The organism is Nocardia sp. NPDC058058, assembly GCF_042885355.1.
Classification (GTDB): Bacteria; Actinomycetota; Actinomycetes; order Mycobacteriales; family Mycobacteriaceae; genus Nocardia.
Window position 1 is genome coordinate 2,483,208 of sequence record NZ_JBHVSA010000001.1, and the last position, 17,787, is coordinate 2,500,994.

The following is a 17,787-nucleotide window of genomic DNA, read 5'->3' on the forward strand; positions in this document are numbered from 1 at the left end:
CAGACAAAACAACACCCCGCAGGGTTGGACGTCCGTTCACCAGAAACTCATGCACTGATTTCGCCCGTTCCGTGATCCTCAGTTCCTAGTGAACCGTTGCCCAGGGGTGAGAGTGCTTGTCGCGTGGGTGTTTGGGGTTTGTCTCTTCTTGTCTTTGGGTCTTTATCTCTTCTCGTCCTGGCGTCTTTGTCTTTTGGGGTTGTGCCTTTTGGTGTTGTGTCTTTTGGGCCTTATCGGTGGACAGACAAGAGCGCCCGGTAGCTGGTTGCTACCGGGCGCTCCTGTGGTGTGGCTGTTGGCTATTCGGGCTAGACGCCCATGACCGTGGGGACGATCATCGGGCGGCGACGGTACTTGTCCGCCACCCACTTGCCGACCACCCGGCGCACGCTCTGGGCGATGCGGTGGGTGTCGGTGACGCCTTCGCTGGCCAGACGGCGGAGTTCGGCTTCCACGAGTTCGTGGGCGTCGATCAACGCGTCGGGGTCGTCGGAGAAGCCGCGGCCGGTGACCTCGGGGGCGCTGACGGCCTTGCCGGTGGTGGAGTCGACGGCGACGGTGATGGAGATGAAGCCGCCCTCGCCCAGGACCAGGCGGTCCGAGAGGGTGGATTCGCCGACGTCACCGACGGAGAGGCCGTCGACGTAGACCTGGCCGACGGGGACGCGGCCGGTGATGGTCGCGATGCCGTCCACGAGGTCGACCACTACGCCGTTCTCGGCGAGCATGACTCGCTCTTCGGGAACGCCGGTGGCCACCGCGAGGGCGGCGTTGGCGCGCAGGTGCCGCCATTCGCCGTGCACGGGCATGGCGTTGGTGGGGCGGACCGCGTTGTACAGGTACAGCAGCTCACCGGCCGAAGCATGTCCGGAGACATGGACTTTGGCGTTCTGCTGGGTGATGACGGTCGCGCCGATCCGGGTCAGGCCGTTGACGACCGTGAAGACGGCGTTCTCGTTGCCGGGGATCAGCGAGGAGGCCAGCACGACGAGATCGTCGGGGCGGATGTTGATCTGGCGGTGGTCGCCGCGTGCCATCCGGGACAGCGCCGAGAGCGGTTCGCCCTGGGAGCCGGTGGAGATGAGCACCAGTTTGTGCACCGGCAGGTTCGCGGCCTGGTCGATGTCGACGACCAAGCCGTCCGGCACATCCAGGTAGCCGAGGTCCTGGGCGATCTGCATATTGCGGACCATGGAGCGGCCGACGAAGCAGATGCGGCGGTCGTAGCGCTGGGCCACCTCCACCACCTGCTGGATGCGGTGCACGTGAGAGGCGAAGGACGCCACGATGACTCGGCCCTTGGCCTTGCCGATCACATTGTCCAGCACGGGGCCGATCTCACGCTCGGGCGTGACGAATCCGGGGACCTCGGCGTTGGTGGAGTCGACCAGGAACAGGTCGACGCCCTCGTCACCGAGGCGGGAGAAACCGGCCAGGTCGGTGAGGCGGCCATCGAGGGGCAGCTGATCCAGCTTGATGTCGCCGGTGTGGAGCGCGATACCGGCGGGGGTGCGGATCGCGACAGCGATGGCATCGGGGATGGAGTGGTTGACCGCGAAGTACTCGCAGTCGAACGGTCCGTGCTGGGTGCGCTGGCCCTCGGTGATCTCGATCAGCTTGGGCTGCAGGCGATGTTCGCGGCACTTGGCCGCGACCAGGGCGAGGGTGAACTTCGCGCCGACCACCGGGATATCGCGGCGTAGGCGGAGCAGGAACGGCACCGCGCCGATGTGATCCTCGTGGCCGTGGGTGAGCACGACGGCCTCGATATCGTCCATGCGATTCTCGATGGGACCGAAGTCGGGCAGGATCAGGTCGACGCCGGGCTGCTGGTCCTCGGGGAAGAGCACACCGCAGTCGATGATCAGCAACTTGCCGTTGTATTCGAAAACGGTCATGTTGCGGCCGATTTCGCCGATACCGCCGAGCGCGAACACGCGCAGGCCACCCTTGGGGGCGGCGGGCGGCGGATTCAGCTTCTGGCGTTCTACGCGCGGCTGGGCGGGCGCGTCGGAGCGATCATTGCGACCGCCGCCCTGGCGGGAACGACCGCCGGGCTTGCGGTTTCGCTCACCCTGGCGCGAGCGCGGGGCGGATTCGTCCTGACGCGCGCGGGCGGGCTCGGCCTTGGGGGCCTCGGTCTTGGCGGGCGCGGCTTCGGCGGTGTCGCCGTTGCGAGCGCCACGGGCGGTGCCGTTGCGGCCGTTGCGACCGCGAGGCTCCGCGGCGGCTTCCACCGGCGCTGCCTGAGCTACCGGCTTGTCCGCCGCGGCAGCCTTGGGCTCGGCCGCTTTCGGCTGTGCGGCAACGGGTTCCGGCTTATCCGGCACGGGGGCCGGGGCTCCCGCGGCGCGGGAAGCGGTGCGGCGCGGGCGACGTCCCTCGGGGCTGCTCATGCAAGCACCCCCGCGGCCCGCAAATCGACCGCGAGTTCTGCGAGTTGTTCGGATGTGGGCATGATTTGTGGCAAGCGTGGCTCCCCGGTCTCGACCCCGAGCAGCCGCAGGGCGCCCTTGGTCATGGCGACGCCACCCAGTCGGGCCATGGCCCGGTTGAGCGGAATCAGGCTGACATTGATTTCACGGGCCCGCACCACGTCACCGGCCGCGTAAGCGGTGGCGAGCGCGCGCAGGCGATCGGGCACCAAATGCCCGATGACGCTGATGAATCCGGTGGCTCCGACGGACAACCAGGGCAGGTTGAGCACATCGTCACCGGAGTAGAACGCCAGTCCGGTCTCGGCGATCAGTTCCGCGCCGGCATTCAGATCGCCCTTGGCGTCCTTCACCGCGACGATGCGCGGATGTTCGGCGAGGCGGCGAATGGTGTCGGGCGCGATGGCCACCACCGAACGCGGCGGAATGTCGTAGAGCGTGACGGGCAGATCGGTGCTGTCCGCGATCGCGGTGAAGTGCGCGATCAGACCGTCCTGGGTGGGACGGGAGTAGTAAGGGGTGACGACGAGCAAACCGTGCGCGCCCGCACGCTGCGCGGTGCGTGCCAGCTCGATGCTGTGCGCGGTGTCGTAGGTGCCGACGCCCGCGATAACGGTGGCGCGGTCACCGACCGCGTCGACCACGGCGTGCAGCAGATCGAACTTCTCGGACTCGGTGGTGGTGGGCGATTCACCGGTGGTTCCGGAGATCGCGAGCAGATCGACACCGCCGTCGACCAGGCGTGCGGCGAGCGCCACCCCGGCATCGACATCGAGCTTGCCTTCGGCGGTAAAGGGGGTCACCATCGCGACACCGACTGTGCCGGACGCGCGCAGCTCGATTCGCGTCGATTCACCGTTCGTCATAGCCAGAAGGCTACCCGGTCATCGAATCACCTTTTGCATCGTTATACCCGAACCGGCCCGGCGGCGACGGTGATTCGCATCGCCCACCTTGGGGTGACGTCAAAAGTTTCCTTGAATGATGTCAAATGTGACAGCACACTGGTGTCATGGATCTGAACAAGTACACCGCCCAACTACGCGAGAACCTCATCGCCGCGGCCGCGCTCGGGGATGAGAAAACACAGTCCACGGCGGCGGCTTTGGCCGCGGCCACCGAGAGCTCGGCGCGGCTGGTATTGCTCGCGGCGCTCTCGGAATTGGCGAGCGAGGTGAGCGCGTCGGTCGGCGATCGCACCGTGCGTGTCTCGGTCGACGGCACCGACGCGCACGTGGATGTGCGCAAGACCGCATCCGCCGAGGAAGAGCATCAACCGACGTTCGAGGAGATGACCGGCGATATCAGCCGCGTCACGCTGCGGCTGGTCGAGCAGATCAAGTCCCGGGCCGAGGAGGCCGCCGCGCAGAGCGGGCAGTCGCTGAACTCGTGGATGGCGACCGCCGTACAGGGCGCGCTGCGCGATCAGATGAAGCGGGGCGGCCCGGGACGCTGGGATATGCCGCGTGAGGCCCGGGAGCCGAAGGAGCCCAAGGATCCCTCGAACTAGCCCCGAGCTAGTCGGTGACGCTGACCTTGCCGTCCGTATCTATCTCGGTGCGACGGTCGTGATCCGGGGCGTGTGCGAGGACTGTGGCGAGCACGCTGCGTCCGAGGGGTAGGACTCGCACCGTCACCGATCCGGCGTTGGCGGCATCCAATTCTCTTGTGGCGGCGTCGATTACGCGGCGGCGCACCCATTCGGGGACGCCCGCGAAACCACCGTCGTCCAACAGCACCACTTCCACTCCGCGCGAGCGGGCGCCGCGGGCGGCACCGCTGAGTTCATCGGTGACCAGCTGCGGAGCGCGCAGGCCGTCCCGGAGTTCGGCTTCGAGCAGCCGGCATTCCTCGCGTTCGGCGGCGGTGAGTTCGGCACCGTCCGCGATCCGTTCGAGGATCGGGCGCGCCACCCGGTCCAGGCGGGCGAGCTGGCGGGTGCGCTCGCTGTCGGAGGCGGCCATGGTGGCCTCGGCGGCGGCGCGGATCATGGCGTCCTCGCGCAGCAGCACCAGCGAGCGCTGCATCGGCCGCATGACCGCGGCGAATACCGAGATGGCGGCGACGGTGCCGATCGGTATGAGCGTGCCCAGCACCGTGCGCGAGTCGAGTTGTTCACCGAGCCCGGCCAGCAGGATCACCCCGGCGACACCGGCGACACCGGCCCAGGCCAGTCGGCCGCGGCCGCGCAGCACCAGCACGGTCAATACATAGGAGGCCGCGAACGCCGACCACACCGATTGATTCGCGCGTTCGGCGTACGGCGTCATGATGGTGAGCGCGGTGGCGATCGGACCGGAGGCCGCCGCGTACAGCGCCACCGGCAGCGGCAGCGGATCCACCGGCATGACGATGACCAGCGCACCGGCGCTCAGAATGATCACCATGCTGAAAAGCGCTGCCCACTGCGGTGATTCACCGAAGTTGCGCAGCATGTACAGCCCGATGGTGGCTTCCAGGATGAGCAGGAACAGCCACGCCGCGCGGCCGCGCAGGCCTAGCAGGTCACGCAGGCCGAACCGCGAATCCAGTTCGGCCGCATGGTATTCAACGGGAACCATCGCCACCCCAGACCAGTGTCACGGTGGTGCCCTCGCCGGGCGCGGACTCCACGAAGGCCGAACCGCCCGCGAGTTGGCGCATACGGCCGAGGATGCTCATGGAGATGCCGAGCCGGTCTGCGGAGACCCGCGCCAGATCGAAACCCGCGCCGTCATCGGCGAAAGCGATGCGGATGCTGCCCGCGCTGACCGTCGCGGTGACGGTGCGGCGGACATCGCGACCGGGCACGTGCGCATGCCGCAGGCTGTTGCGCACCGCCTCGGTGAGCGCGGCGGCGATGGTGCTGGCCGAATGCACCGGCATGCGCAGATCGTCGTAGCCGGGCCAGGTGCGGGTGGCGAAACGGATGCTCGGATTCACCTCGTGCACAGCGGTTCTCAGGAACAGCACGGCGGTGCGGGCGTCGAGCAGATCGGGATCGCGGTCATCGCCGCGGCATTCGTCGAGTTGTTCCAGGGTGCGTTCGGCTTGGCGGCGCAGCACCGAGGACTGGGTGCCCGCGCGCGAGGCCTCCAACAGGGTGGAGAGCACGGCGTCGTGGATGAGCGCGGCGAAGCGGGCGCGTTCGCGATCGCGGCCCTGCGCGGCCGCGGCGGCCGCGGCACGGCGGCTGGCAATCGCGGATTCGCGGTCGACGCGGGCGGCCGCGCCGGTGGCGGCGGTGCCGCACCAGACGAACAGGGCCGCCAAACCGGCTGCGCGCAGGAAGTTCTCGACCACGGACAGCGGGGTGACGGTGGCGACGGTGTAGACCGAGGCCAGTGCGGCGGAGGTGGCGGACACCAGTAGATAGGTGACGGCCCAGCGCGCGGGCCAGGCGAGCACGGCCGCGGTCACCGCCAATGCGGTCACCCGGTACGGCCACACCGTGGTGGCGTCGACCGAATGTGTTTCCAGCGCGAAGGGAATGGTGGCGAACGCGCCGAGGAAGCTCACCGCCGCGCACCCGCAGACGATGCGGATGGCGCGCGGTCCGGACAGCGCCGAGACGACGGCGATCACCGGATACCAGCCGAAGGCCAGCAGTACGGCGGTGATCGTCCACCAGGTTCCGGCGACCCGGCCCTGTTCGGCGATCTCCGGCAATTCCATGCCGCCGACAATGATTCCGGCGATGCCGATGGAGATGCCGAGCCGCCGCATGATGCGGTCGTAGGCGGCGGTGGCCGGATCCTCCTGGGGCACCGTGAGTCCGCCGCGCAACCGCCGGATGAAGGCGGTCAGGGCGGACATCGAAGGCGCTCCGGGCGTAGATTCCAGCGTGCCCGACGCGGTCATGCGCGCGGGTGCCGCTCGGGAACAGGCAGCCAGCCGTCCTCGACTGCCCGCTTGTACAGATCGGTTTTGGTCGGTGCCGGACGGCCCGCGTCGGCGTATTTCTGCCGGATGCGGCCGAGGTAGTCGTTGACGGTCTGTTCCGAGAGGCCGGTCATGCGGGCCACGCGCGATGCCTTCTCACCCGAGGCGTACAGCTGCAACACCTGCTGCTGACGCGGGCTCAATCCGACATTGGACAGCTGCGGATCACCGTCGATGGCGGCGGCCCAGTCGGTGGTGACGACCTGTTCGCCCTGGGCGGCGCGGCGGACCGCGGCGACCACGGTGGGCACATCCTCGGATTTGCGGACCACGCCGAGCACACCCGCCCGCGCGGCCTCGCGCACCAGGAACGGATTGTCCGCACCGGTGAACACCAGCACCTCGATCCCGCGCTCGCGCAGGGATCGCACATTGTCGTCCGGTGAGGATCCGTCGGCCAGCCGCAGATCCAATACCACCAGGTCCAAACGCGGGTTCGCCGACAACAACTCGGCCACCGTGCCCGCGGTGATCACCAACTCCAGATCGGCCTCGGGGGCCAACATGGCCGCCAGACCGATTGCCACCGACTCGTGATCCTCCACCAGCCCGATACGGCGAATCCCCGAATCCTGTGCCTCCACGGCGGCCCTCACCTCTTCCCACAACCGAATATTCGTATGCAGTATGACGGTAACCAGTCCCGATTCGTCAGCCACCAGAATTCGGGGGGAAAAGCGGGGAGCGGGTTTGTAGGGTTTGCGGGGAGAACCGCAGGGCGTGTGAAGGGATCGGGATATGCCGGACGAAGTGCTGCTGGACGACTTCGAGGACACCGGGAAGTGGGAACTCGCGGGGGCGGGGGCGAGTAAGGCGCACATCACCACGTTCGCCGAGGGCGCGCCGGTCAAGGATCCCGGAGTTTATGCGGACGGGGAGCGCGGGGAGGACCATCGGGCGCTGGCGGTGCTGGTGCGCGGGGCCGCCGACGGGCATGAGATCGAGCTGGTGGCCAAGGCCGGGCAGGTGTTCGCGCTGCCGGGCGAGGTGTCCGGGCTGGATCTGTATGTGCGCTCGCCGCACGCCTCGATCGAGGTGTCGGGATTTGTCGCCGCGGCCGGTCAGGACAGTGTCGAGGTACTGCTCGGGCGGATTGCGGCCACGCCGGAATGGCAGCGGATCGGCGAGAAATTGCCCGCCGCGCTGACCGGGGCGGAATTGCTCGGGATCAAGATCCGGCTCACCGAGGTCGTGAAGTCGGCCGGTGAGGTCATGATCTTGTTGGACGATTTGACCGTACGCTCGTCGGCATGAGCGAGAGCACAGAACTATCGCGTTCCGGGCGGGGCACCGCCCGGACGCTGGCCGCATTTCTCTTCGGCATGGGGACATTGCATTTCGTGGTCCCGAAACAATTCGACGCGTTGATCCCCGAACAGCTGCCGGGATCGGCGCGAGCGTGGACGCTGGGATCCGGGGTCGCGGAGATCGCGGTGGCGACGGCGGTCGCGGTGCCGCGCACCCGGCGGCTGGGCGGACTGCTGGCCACGCTGCTGTTCCTCGGGGTGTTCCCCGGAAATGTGAAGATGGCCGGCGATTGGGTGCGCAGCAGTAAGCCGCTGCCGCTCAAAGCCGGTGTGCTGCTGCGCCTGCCGATGCAGATCCCGATGATTCTGCTGGCGCGGAAGGTGTACCGGCAGGCCGCCTGATCCGGTCAGCGACGGGTGATCGCCTCGAATACCCCGGGGTCGACCAGGGTCGAGGTGTCACCCAGTTCACGGCCCTCGGCCACATCGCGGAGCAGGCGGCGCATGATCTTGCCGGAGCGGGTTTTCGGGAGCTCGGGGACGATGTGGATATCCCGGGGCCGGGCGATCGGTGAGATCTCCCGGGAGACTTCGGCTTTCAATTCCCTGATGAGAGCATCGCCGGTGTTCTCGGCATCGCCGGTGAGGATGACGAAGGCCACGATGCCCTGGCCGGTGGTGTCATCGGACGCGCCGACCACGGCGGCCTCGGCGACACCGGAATGCCCGACCAGCGCGGATTCGACCTCGGCGGTGGAGATGCGGTGGCCCGAGACATTCATGACGTCGTCGACGCGGCCCAGCACCCACAGGTCGCCGTCGGTGTCGAGTTTCGCGCCGTCACCGGCGAAGTACCAGCCCTTGTCCGCGTAACGGGCCCAATAGGTTTCGCGGTAGCGGTCGTTATCGCCCCAGATACCGCGCAGCATGGACGGCCACGGCTCGTCCAGCACCAGGTAGCCGTTGGCCTCGGTCTCGCCCAGGATCACCGGATTGCCTTCCTCGTCGACGACTTTCGCGGAGATGCCCGGGACCGGGGTCATGGCAGCGCCCGGTTTGGCCGCCGCGACGCCCGGCAGCGGGGAGATCATGATCGCGCCGGTTTCGGTCTGCCACCAGGTGTCCACGATGGGAGTGCTGTTCGCGCCCACCACATCTCGATACCAGCGCCAGGCCTCGGGGTTGATCGGCTCACCCACCGAACCCAGCACTCGCAGCGACGACAGGTCGTGTGCGTCGGGGATATCGCGCCCCCACTTCATGAACGTGCGAACCAGGGTCGGAGCCGTGTAATAGATGGTGACGCCGTACTTTTCGATGATCTCCCAGTGCCGGTGCTCATCGGGGAAGTTCGGGGTGCCCTCGTAGACGATCTGGGTGGCGCGGTTCGAGAGCGGGCCGTAGACGATGTAGGAGTGGCCGGTCACCCAGCCGATATCGGCTGTGCACCAGTACACGTCGGTCTCCGGCTTGTGATCGAAGACGGCGTGGTGGGTGTACGAGACCTGAGTGAGGTAGCCGCCGCTGGTGTGCAGGATGCCCTTGGGTTTCCCGGTGGTGCCGGAGGTGTAGAGGATGAACAGCGGGTGTTCGGCGTCGAAGGCCTCGGGCTCGTGTTCGGGTGAGGCGTTCGCTACGGTCTCGTGCCACCAGAGGTCGCGGCCCGGGGTCATCGGGGTGTCGAGGCCGGTGCGATTGACCACGAGTACATGTTCGACGCTCGAATCCTGCTGTCCCGCAAGCGCTTCGTCCACCGCGATCTTGAGCGGCGCCGCACTTCCCCGCCGCCATTGACCGTCGGTGGTCACCACCAGCCGCGCCCGCGCGTCCTCGATGCGCTGACCCAGTGCGCCCGCCGAGAATCCGGCGAAGACCACCGAATGCACGAGGCCCAGGCGCGCACAGGCCAGCATGGTGACGATCGCCTCGGGGACCATGGGCATGTAGATGGCGACGCGGTCACCGGCGCGAAGTCCCAGAGCGGTGAATTGATTTGCCGCTCTGGAGACTTCGGCCAGCAGGTCGGCGTAGGTGATGGCGCGGGCATCACCCGGCTCGCCGACCCAGTGAATGGCGACCTGGTCGCCGTGTCCATCGATGACGTGCCGATCGACGCAGTTGTAGGCGACATTCAGCGTGCCGTCCGCGAACCATTTCGCGAAAGGCGCGTCATCCCAGTCGAGTACGCGGGTCCACGGTTGTGCCCAATGCAGGCGCTGCGCCTGTTCGGCCCAGAAGCCTTCGCGGTCCGCCGCCGCCCGATCGTAGAGGGAAACGGTGGCGTTGGCGGCGGCCGCGAACTCGGGGCTGGGCGGATAGCTCAGCCGGTCGGTGTGGTCGCGATCGATCGTGCTCGTCATCGTGTGTTCTCCAGTCGAAAGGGCAGGGCGGATAGCGGGTTTCAGTGCGCGATGGCCTTCTCGGCGCCGACGCCGGTGAGAGCGCGGACCTCCATTTCGGCGGCCTTGGCCGGATCCTCGTTGTTCCGGCCCAGATACGTGCCGACGATGCCGAGCACGAAGGCCAGCGGGATGGACACGATGCCCGGATTGGACAGCGGGAACCACGCGAAATCGCGGCTCGGGATCATGGCGGTCTTCGCGCCGGATACCGCCGGGGAGAACACGATCAGCACGATGGTGGAGATCAGGCCGCCGTACATGCTGAACAGCGCGCCGGTGGTGTTGAAGCGCTTCCAGAACAGCGAGTACACGATGGTGGGCAGGTTGGCCGCGGCGGCGACCGCGAACGCCAGGGCGACCAGGAAGGCGATGTTCTGGCCGTTGGCGAGAATGCCCAGGCCGATGGCGATCAGGCCGACCACAACGGCGGTGATGCGCGATACCCGAACCTGTTCGGCCTCACCGGCTTTGCCGCGCTTGATGACACCGGCGTAGATGTCGTGTGCGAAGGACGCCGAGGCGGTGATGGTGAGTCCGGCGACCACGGCCAGAATGGTCGCGAAGGCCACCGCCGAGATGATGCCGAGCAGTACCACGCCGCCGAGTTCGAAGGCCAGCAGCGGAGCCGCCGAGTTCTGCCCGCCCGCGGCGGCGAGGATCTTGTCCGGGCCGACAATGGCGGCCGCGCCGTAGCCGAGCACCAGCGTGAAGACGTAGAACGCGCCGATCAGGCCGATGGCCCAAACCACCGAGCGGCGCGCCTCTTTGGCGGTGGGCACGGTGTAGAAGCGCATGAGCACGTGTGGGAGTCCGGCGGTGCCGAGCACCAGGGCCAGGCCGAGGGAGACGAAGTTCAGCTTGGAGGTCTCGCTGCCGCCGTACTGTGCGCCGGGGGCGAGCACATCGCGGTGTGCCACCGCCTTGTTCGTGGATTCGGAGACGTGCTGCTGTGCCGAGCCCAGGATCTCGGAGAGGTTGAAACCGAACTTGCCCAGCACCATGACCGTCATGAACGCCGCGCCGGTGATCAGCAGGACGGCCTTGATGATCTGCACCCAGGTGGTGCCCTTCATACCGCCGATGAGTACGTAGGCGATCATGAGCAGACCGACCACCGCGATGACGACGGATTGCCCGGTGCGACTGTCGATATCGAGCAGCAGTGCGACCAGGCCGCCCGCGCCCGCCATCTGGGCGAGCAGGTAGAACAGCGAGACGGTCAGCGTGGACAGTGCCGCGGCGGTGCGCACCGGGCCCTGCTTGAGTCGGAAGCTGAGCACATCGGCCATGGTGAATTTTCCGGTGTTCCTGAGCATTTCGGCGACCAGCAGCAGTGCGACCAGCCATGCCACCAGGAAGCCGATGGAGTACAGGAAGCCGTCGTAGCCGTAGACGGCGATGGCCCCCGCGATACCCAGGAAGCTGGCGGCCGAAAGATAGTCGCCCGCAATGGCGATGCCGTTCTGCGGGCCGGAGAAGCCGCGGCCGCCGGTGAAGAAGTCCGAGGCGCTGGCGGTGTTCCGGCTGGCGCGGATGACCACGACCATGGTGACCGCGACGAATACCGCGAAGATGGCGATATTGGCGGCCGGATTGCCGACCGTGGTGGCGCCGGCGAGGGTGTCGGTAGCGCTGGCGAAGACGTTCATGCCTGTGCGCCTTCCAATTCGGCGCGCAGGGCCGCGGCGCGGGGATCGAGTTCGCGCCCGGCGAAGCGCACGTACAGCGCCGTGATCACGAAGGTGGAGACGAATTGCCCCGCGCCCAACAGCAATCCGACATTGATATTGCCGATCACCCTGTGCGCCATGAAGTCGTGCGCGTACGCGCCGAGCAGCACGTACACCACATACCAGGCCAGGAAGAGCGCGGTCATGGGGAAGACGAAGCGGCGCAGTCGATGACGTAGTTCCTGGAATTGCGGACTGGCTTGGGCGGCGGCGAAGTCCGCTGCGGTCAGCTCGCGCGGCGGCGCGGCGAGACCGGATTCGGTACTGCTCATCGGATTCCTAGCGTGTGATGTGGCTAACTGTGACGACGCTAACCACCGGAGCGAGCGGGCAGAATGGTGTGCGCTGGGTCACTCGGTGAAGGTGGCCGGATCTGCGGTGAGCGGTCGATTCGGCGCGGTGAACGGTCAGGCGGGGCGCAAGCCCGGTTCACGGTCCGCGCCCATGCCGAGCGGTTCTGGGGCGTGCATGCGGACGAAGATATTCGCGATCTCCGGGGCGGATTGGCGGCGGGTCAGGCGGCTCACCAGGATCATCGCGGCGAAGGCGACCGGGACGCTGACGGCGGCCGGATAGCTGAGCAGGGCCGAGGGCCAGCCGGAGATCAGGGTGGGCGAGACGCCGCCCGAGACCGAGACGGCGGTGGCCGTGCCGGACAGCAGGCCACCCGCGATCAGGCCGACGGCCGCGCCGGTCGCAGTCAGGCCACGCCACCAGATGCCGAGCACGAGTAGGGGGCAGAGCGTGGACGCGGCGACCGCGAAGGCCAGGCCGACGGCGCGCGAAAGGTCCAGGGAGACAACGGTCAGGGCCAGCAGCAGCGGCACCGTGCCGGTGATGATCGCCGCCAGGCGGAAGTCGCGGATGCGACCGCGCAGCAGATCGGTGCCGACCACGCCCGCGATGCTGACCAGCAGGCCGGAGGAGGTGGACAGGAATGCAGCCACCGCACCGGCCGCCACCAGGGCGGCGAGAAGTTGGCCGGGGAGACCGGAGAGCACCGCGCCGGGCAGGAGCAGTACCGCGGCGTCCGAGGCACCGGCGTTGGACAGCCTGGCCGCGTACAGGCGCGCGAGTATGCCGAGCAGTACCGGGAACAGGTAGAAGAATCCGACCAGGCCGATCACCGAAAGCGCGGTGCTGCGGGCTTTCCGGCCGTCCGGGTTGGTGTAGAACCGCACCAGCACGTGCGGAAGTCCCATGGTGCCCAGGAAAGTCGCGATGATCAGCGAATAGACCTGGTACATGGGATGCGGGCCGCCGAGTCCGCCGCCGGGGAGTAGCCACTCCGCATCCGTGACGGCGGTGAGATGCGGTGCGCTCGAATCATCGTCGTGCCGAAAGAAATACGCGAGCAGCACCAGCCCCGGGATCGCGATGGCGGTGAGTTTGAGCCAGTACTGGAACGCCTGCACGAAGGTGATCGACCGCATGCCGCCGCCCGCGACGGTGCCGATCACGATGACACCCACCGCGACCGCGCCGACCCAATCCGGCACGCCCAGCAGGATTCTCAGCGTGAGCCCCGCGCCCTGGAACTGCGGGATCATGTAGACACCGCAAATCAGCACCACGACAAGGGCTGTCAGCTTGCGCACCGGGCGCGAACCGAGCCGGAACTCCACGAAGTCGGGCATCGTGTACGCACCCGAACGTCGCAGCGGCGCGGCCACGAACAGCAGCAGGCCCAGATATCCGGCCGTGAATCCGACCGGATACCAGAGCGCGTCCGCGCCATATTTGGCGATCAGTCCGGCGACGCCGAGATACGAAGCGGCGGAGAGATACTCGCCCGACACCGCCGCCGCATTCCACCGCGGACCCACCGACCGCGAAGCCACCAGGAAGTCGGAGGTGGTCCGAGCCAGCCGCACCCCGTAGGTCCCGATCGCCACGCTCGCGAACGCGGCGAGCAGCAACGCCACCACCGTCATCCACGATCCGGGCTGCGAATCCACCTCAGTCCCCGGTCAATTCGCCGAAGTCCTGCTCATTGCGCTCGGCCAGCCGTACATAGACGAGCCCGGCCACGAACAGCACCGGATACACCGCGAATCCCAGCAGCACCCAGGGCAACCGCAGCCCGAAGATATCGGCGCTCCCCAGCGGCCCCAACGCGAACAGCAGTGGCAGAGCGCCGAGCGCGCCCACCACGACCAGACCCACGCGCACGGCCAATCCGAACTGCGCCCGAATCAACCCGCCGATCATGGCCGCGCCCACCTCGGTCTGCTCGGCCACCTCCACCCGAGTCCGTACCAACCGAGCGCCCCGCCGCTCCGCGAGCACCACCCGCACCCGCTGCGGCCGTTGACTACTCGTCATCGGCCCGCGCGGATTCGGGGTGAACTCGGATACCGCCGTTCATCGCGTGGTCCGATGCTGGCGCGGGGCGTGGATCAATCGCTGTTTGAGGTCGCGCACCTGGCGGCGGCTGACCGGGAGTTCCACCGCGGCCGCGCTGCCGTCCGCGCGCAGGCAGACGACCGTACCGGTGCCGACCGTACGCAACCCGGTCACCAGGCGCAGCGCCACCAGGTAGGAGCGGTGCACGCGCACGAAACCGGCCTCCTGCCAGCGGGATTCCAGCTCCGAGAGCGGAATTCGCACCAGGTGCGAGCCCGAGTTGGTGTGCAGCCGTGAGTAATCGCCGTCGGCCTCCACCCAGCTCACCGAGGCGCGGTTCACCAGCGTTGTCGCGCCGCCGAGTTCGACCGGGATCACCTCGTGCGGATCGATACCCGTCACCGGCGGGGGCTGAGCCCGCCCCGCGATGATGCGCCGTACGGCTTCCGCCAGCCGCGCCTCTCGCAATGGTTTCAGCAGGTAATCCACCGCGCCCAGATCGAATGCCGCGACGGCCCGATCGTCGTGCGCGGTCACGAACACCACGGCGGGCGGCCGCGCGAACTCCGAGAGAATGCCCGCCAACTCGAGCCCGTCCAGCCCCGGCATATTGATATCCAGGAACACCGCGTCGACCACGTGCGCCCGCAACAACCGCAGCGCGCTGGTGGCATCGCCCGCGGCGTGGATCTCGCCGACCCCGGATTGCGCCCGCAGCAGATAGACGAGTTCATCCAGGGCCGGTTTCTCGTCATCCACGGCGAGCACGCGTAGCGCGGCGTCGGTCGAGTCAGTGGTCCTGGTCACAGTCCGGACATCCTAAACCCGGCATATCCGACCTCGTCATCCCGGCATGTTTTTGGCCGGGATCCACAGCCGATGGATGGATCCCGGCCAAATGCGCGCCGGGATGACGAGATGGGCATGAGCACCCCGGTTCGGAGACGTGGCTTCGCGGCCCTCACGCACGCACCCCGGGGCGGAATTTGGGGACGCGCATGCTGACCTTCGTTCCCGCGCCGGGAGCGGTGTCAACTATCAGGCCGTAGTCGTTGCCGAAGGCGGCGCGGAGGCGGTCGTCCACGTTGGCGAGGCCGACGTGGGCGGATTCGGCTGTGCCGGAGGTGGTGTGGATGGCGTCGAGGGCGTCGGAGCGCAGGATTTCGGGGTCCATGCCCGCGCCGTCGTCCTCGACCGAGATGAGGCAGTCTGCGCCCGCGTCCTCGGCGACGATGGTGACGGTGCCGAGGCCGGGCTGGGTGGCGAGGCCGTGGCGAACGGCGTTTTCGACCAGGGGTTGCAGGGCCAGGAAGGGCAGGACGACCGTCAGGACGTCGGGGGCTATTTGCAGGCGGACGCGCAGGGCCTCGCCGAAGCGGGCGCGCTCCAGCGCCAGATAGCGGTCGATATTGGTGAGTTCGTCTGACAGGGAGGTGAATTCGCCTGCCGTGCGGAAGGAGTATCGGGTGAAGTCGGCGAAATCGAGGATGAGTTCGCGGGCGCGATCCGGATCGGTGCGGACGAAGGAACCGATGGTGTTGAGCGCGTTGTAGATGAAATGCGGGCTGATCTGCGCCCGCAGGGCGCGCACCTCGGCACGATCCAGCCTGGCCCGAGAGGCGTCGAGTTCGGCCAATTCGATTTGGCCGCAGGCGTATCGGGCCACCTCGGCGACCGCGCCGAGCATGCCGGGCCCGGGTTTGCCCCGGGTCACCGCGCCGAGCGCACCGACCATACCGCTGTGCTCACTCGGAAGTGGTTGCGCCAGCAGGGTATAGCCGTCCGCACAGGATACGAGCACGGACCGCTCCCCCGCTATCGCGCGACTTGCCGCCGCCCCGAACGCTTCCGCGAGTTCGGCATGCTCACCATCCCAGGCCAGCAGCTTTCCCTCGCCGTCGGCGATACCGAGCGCTTCGGCACCCATTAGCGCGCGCAGATAGGGCGCCGCCTGTTCGGCCGATTCCTCAGTGAGCCCGCCGCGCAACGGTTTTGCCGCCAGCGCGGCCGTTTGCAGGGCCGCGTGCACCGCACGCTCGGCGGGCGTGGTCACCGATCGGCGCGTGCGCGGCCACGCGAACAGCGCCGCCGCGATGAGCGCCCCCGCGATGACTATCGCGACCGCGGTGGCACTCACGGCATGAGCTGAGCGGCCACCGTCGCCCCCAGCTCCCAGCACCGCTCCACATCCTGTTTGGTCGGCGGCCCCGAAACGATCACGGCCGCAGCCGCTTTCTCCCACCCGAGCCCGGTGGTGATGCTCTCCACCCCGCGCTCGGCACCCTCGGTCCCCTGATTGCCGTGCATGTACATCGCGTACGGCCGCCCCCGGGTCGAATCCAGGCACGGGTAGTAGAAGGTGTCGAACGCGTGCTTCAACGCCCCGGACATATAGCCGAGATTCGCGGGCGTCCCGAGCAGATAACCATCCGCCTCGAGCACATCGCTCGCGGTCACGGACAGGGCCGCCCGCCGCACCAACTCCACACCCTGAATCTCCGGATCGGTGGCCCCGGCCACCACCGCCTCGAACATCTCCTGCATATGCGGTGACGGCGTGTGATGGATGAGCAGCAGCTTCGGCACGCACCCGAGCCTAATGCCGGGTACGGCGGTATCGGCCGACGCTGCCCCGAACACGAACCGGCCGCGCCACCCGTGCTCGGGTGACGCGGCCGGTTCATTCAGCCGGTGCTACTTGGCCGTCTCGCGCTTGGGCAGTTTCCAGCCCGGACGCGGGAAGTGGCAGGTGTAGCCCTCGGGGTAGCGCAGCAGGTAGTCCTGATGCTCCGGCTCGGCATCCCAGAAGGTGCCGGCCGGGGTCACCTCGGTGACCACCTTGCCGGGCCACAGGCCCGAGGCGTCGACGTCGGCGATGGTGTCGAGTGCTACCTGCTTCTGCTCATCGTCGAGGTAGAAGATGGCGGAGCGGTAGCTGTCGCCGATGTCATTGCCCTGGCGGTTCTTGGTGGTGGGGTCGTGGATCTGGAAGAGGAATTCCAGCAGCGCCCGGTAGTCGGTGACCGCCGGGTCGTAGTCGATCTCCACGGCTTCCGCGTGTCCGGGATGGTTGCGGTAGGTGGGGTGGTCGTTGCGGCCGCCGGTGTAGCCGACCTTGGTGGCGAGCACTCCGGGCTGGCGGCGGATCAGATCCTCCATGCCCCAGAAGCATCCGCCGGCCAGAATCGCCTTGCGCGTGTCGGTCACGCCTCCTCCTTCGTGAAGAGAGTCTTGAACTGTCCGTAGCCTTCCGCCTCGAGGTTATCGAGGTGGATGAAGCGCAGCGCCGCGGAGTTGATGCAGTATCGCAGTCCGCCCTGATCGCGCGGGCCGTCGGTGAACACATGCCCGAGATGGCTGTCGCCGTGGGCGGAGCGCACCTCGGTGCGGATCATCAGATGGCTGATATCGCGCTTCTCGAACACATTGGTGGCGTCGATCGGTTTGGTGAAGCTCGGCCACCCCGATCCGGATTCGAATTTGTCCGTCGAGGCGAACAATGGTTCGCCGGAGACGACGTCCACGTAGATTCCCGGCTCGTGGTTGTCCCAGTACTCGCCGGTGAACGCGCGCTCGGTGCCGTTCTCCTGCGTGACGTGGTACTGCTCGGGTGAGAGCGCCGCTACCGCCGCCGGATTCCGGTTGTATTCCTGTGTCACCTGACCTCCTCTTATCGGCCACACGTACAACCGGCCGCCCCGGGTGG

General features: G+C 67.7%; 18 protein-coding genes. 3 read left to right on the forward strand and 15 right to left on the reverse strand.

Annotation, left to right across the window (positions count from 1 at the left end):
* Nucleotides 1-308 precede the first annotated feature (308 nt).
* Nucleotides 309-2,396 (reverse strand): RNase J family beta-CASP ribonuclease, encoded by a 2,088-nt coding sequence (locus tag ACFVUS_RS11430; protein WP_375954398.1) that lies wholly within the window; start codon nt 2,394-2,396, stop codon nt 309-311.
* Nucleotides 2,393-3,301 carry a 4-hydroxy-tetrahydrodipicolinate synthase gene (gene dapA / locus ACFVUS_RS11435; protein ID WP_364631102.1) on the reverse strand — a complete coding sequence of 303 codons (909 nt, stop codon included), beginning with the start codon at nt 3,299-3,301 and terminating at the stop codon, nt 2,393-2,395. Before dapA ends, ACFVUS_RS11430 begins: the two co-directional genes overlap by 4 nt.
* A 146-nt stretch (nt 3,302-3,447) precedes the next feature.
* Here dapA and ACFVUS_RS11440 point away from each other — a divergent pair, with 146 nt between their 5' ends.
* Nucleotides 3,448-3,945 (forward strand): hypothetical protein, encoded by a 498-nt coding sequence (locus tag ACFVUS_RS11440; protein ID WP_387764004.1) that lies wholly within the window; start codon nt 3,448-3,450, stop codon nt 3,943-3,945.
* A 7-nt stretch (nt 3,946-3,952) separates the two neighbouring features.
* Here the strand turns inward: ACFVUS_RS11440 and ACFVUS_RS11445 are convergent, their stop codons facing one another.
* Genes ACFVUS_RS11445 through ACFVUS_RS11455 form a run of 3 tightly spaced genes read right to left on the reverse strand, consistent with a single transcriptional unit; the run spans nt 3,953 to nt 6,940 of the window.
* Complete coding sequence (locus ACFVUS_RS11445) at nt 3,953-4,996, reverse strand: hypothetical protein (RefSeq protein WP_387764006.1); 1,044 nt, start codon at nt 4,994-4,996, stop codon at nt 3,953-3,955.
* Nucleotides 4,983-6,230 carry a sensor histidine kinase gene (locus ACFVUS_RS11450; RefSeq protein WP_387764008.1) on the reverse strand — a complete coding sequence of 416 codons (1,248 nt, stop codon included), beginning with the start codon at nt 6,228-6,230 and terminating at the stop codon, nt 4,983-4,985. The genes ACFVUS_RS11445 and ACFVUS_RS11450 overlap by 14 nt, the downstream gene beginning before the upstream one ends.
* Before the next feature lie 41 nt (nt 6,231-6,271).
* Nucleotides 6,272-6,940, reverse strand: coding sequence for a LuxR C-terminal-related transcriptional regulator (locus ACFVUS_RS11455; protein ID WP_387764009.1), 669 nt, complete (start codon nt 6,938-6,940; stop codon nt 6,272-6,274).
* Nucleotides 6,941-7,094: 154 nt separating this feature from the next.
* Here ACFVUS_RS11455 and ACFVUS_RS11460 point away from each other — a divergent pair, with 154 nt between their 5' ends.
* Nucleotides 7,095-7,610 carry a hypothetical protein gene (locus tag ACFVUS_RS11460; RefSeq protein ID WP_387764011.1) on the forward strand — a complete coding sequence of 172 codons (516 nt, stop codon included), beginning with the start codon at nt 7,095-7,097 and terminating at the stop codon, nt 7,608-7,610.
* Nucleotides 7,607-8,005 (forward strand): hypothetical protein, encoded by a 399-nt coding sequence (locus ACFVUS_RS11465; RefSeq protein WP_387764012.1) that lies wholly within the window; start codon nt 7,607-7,609, stop codon nt 8,003-8,005. The genes ACFVUS_RS11460 and ACFVUS_RS11465 overlap by 4 nt, the downstream gene beginning before the upstream one ends.
* 5 nt (nt 8,006-8,010) lie before the next feature.
* Here ACFVUS_RS11465 and acs read toward each other — a convergent pair whose 3' ends face one another.
* The 10 genes from acs to msrB form a co-directional block, all read right to left on the reverse strand.
* Nucleotides 8,011-9,963: an acetate--CoA ligase gene (acs, locus tag ACFVUS_RS11470; RefSeq protein WP_387764014.1), complete on the reverse strand. Its 1,953-nt coding sequence runs from the start codon at nt 9,961-9,963 to the stop codon at nt 8,011-8,013.
* 41 nt (nt 9,964-10,004) lie between these two features.
* Nucleotides 10,005-11,654, reverse strand: coding sequence for a cation acetate symporter (locus ACFVUS_RS11475; protein WP_387764016.1), 1,650 nt, complete (start codon nt 11,652-11,654; stop codon nt 10,005-10,007).
* Nucleotides 11,651-12,007, reverse strand: a complete 357-nt coding sequence (locus ACFVUS_RS11480; RefSeq protein WP_387764018.1) for a DUF485 domain-containing protein — start codon at nt 12,005-12,007, stop codon at nt 11,651-11,653. The genes ACFVUS_RS11475 and ACFVUS_RS11480 overlap by 4 nt, the downstream gene beginning before the upstream one ends.
* Before the next feature lie 135 nt (nt 12,008-12,142).
* A complete protein-coding gene (locus ACFVUS_RS11485) occupies nt 12,143-13,669 on the reverse strand; it encodes a cation acetate symporter (RefSeq protein ID WP_387765509.1) in 1,527 nt (508 codons plus the stop codon).
* A 25-nt stretch (nt 13,670-13,694) separates the two neighbouring features.
* On the reverse strand, nt 13,695-14,060 hold the full coding sequence (locus ACFVUS_RS11490; protein WP_387764020.1) for a hypothetical protein: 366 nt from the start codon (nt 14,058-14,060) through the stop codon (nt 13,695-13,697).
* A 39-nt stretch (nt 14,061-14,099) separates the two neighbouring features.
* A complete protein-coding gene (locus ACFVUS_RS11495) occupies nt 14,100-14,888 on the reverse strand; it encodes a LytR/AlgR family response regulator transcription factor (protein ID WP_387764022.1) in 789 nt (262 codons plus the stop codon).
* Nucleotides 14,889-15,042: 154 nt separating this feature from the next.
* Nucleotides 15,043-16,218, reverse strand: coding sequence for a sensor histidine kinase (locus ACFVUS_RS11500; protein ID WP_387764024.1), 1,176 nt, complete (start codon nt 16,216-16,218; stop codon nt 15,043-15,045).
* Nucleotides 16,215-16,667, reverse strand: a complete 453-nt coding sequence (locus ACFVUS_RS11505; RefSeq protein ID WP_387764026.1) for a flavodoxin family protein — start codon at nt 16,665-16,667, stop codon at nt 16,215-16,217. The genes ACFVUS_RS11500 and ACFVUS_RS11505 overlap by 4 nt, the downstream gene beginning before the upstream one ends.
* Nucleotides 16,668-16,775: 108 nt before the next feature.
* Nucleotides 16,776-17,288, reverse strand: coding sequence for a peptide-methionine (S)-S-oxide reductase MsrA (msrA, locus tag ACFVUS_RS11510; protein WP_387764028.1), 513 nt, complete (start codon nt 17,286-17,288; stop codon nt 16,776-16,778).
* Nucleotides 17,285-17,740, reverse strand: coding sequence for a peptide-methionine (R)-S-oxide reductase MsrB (gene msrB / locus ACFVUS_RS11515; protein WP_387764030.1), 456 nt, complete (start codon nt 17,738-17,740; stop codon nt 17,285-17,287). The genes msrA and msrB overlap by 4 nt, the downstream gene beginning before the upstream one ends.
* Between the last annotated feature and the right edge of the window lie 47 nt (nt 17,741-17,787).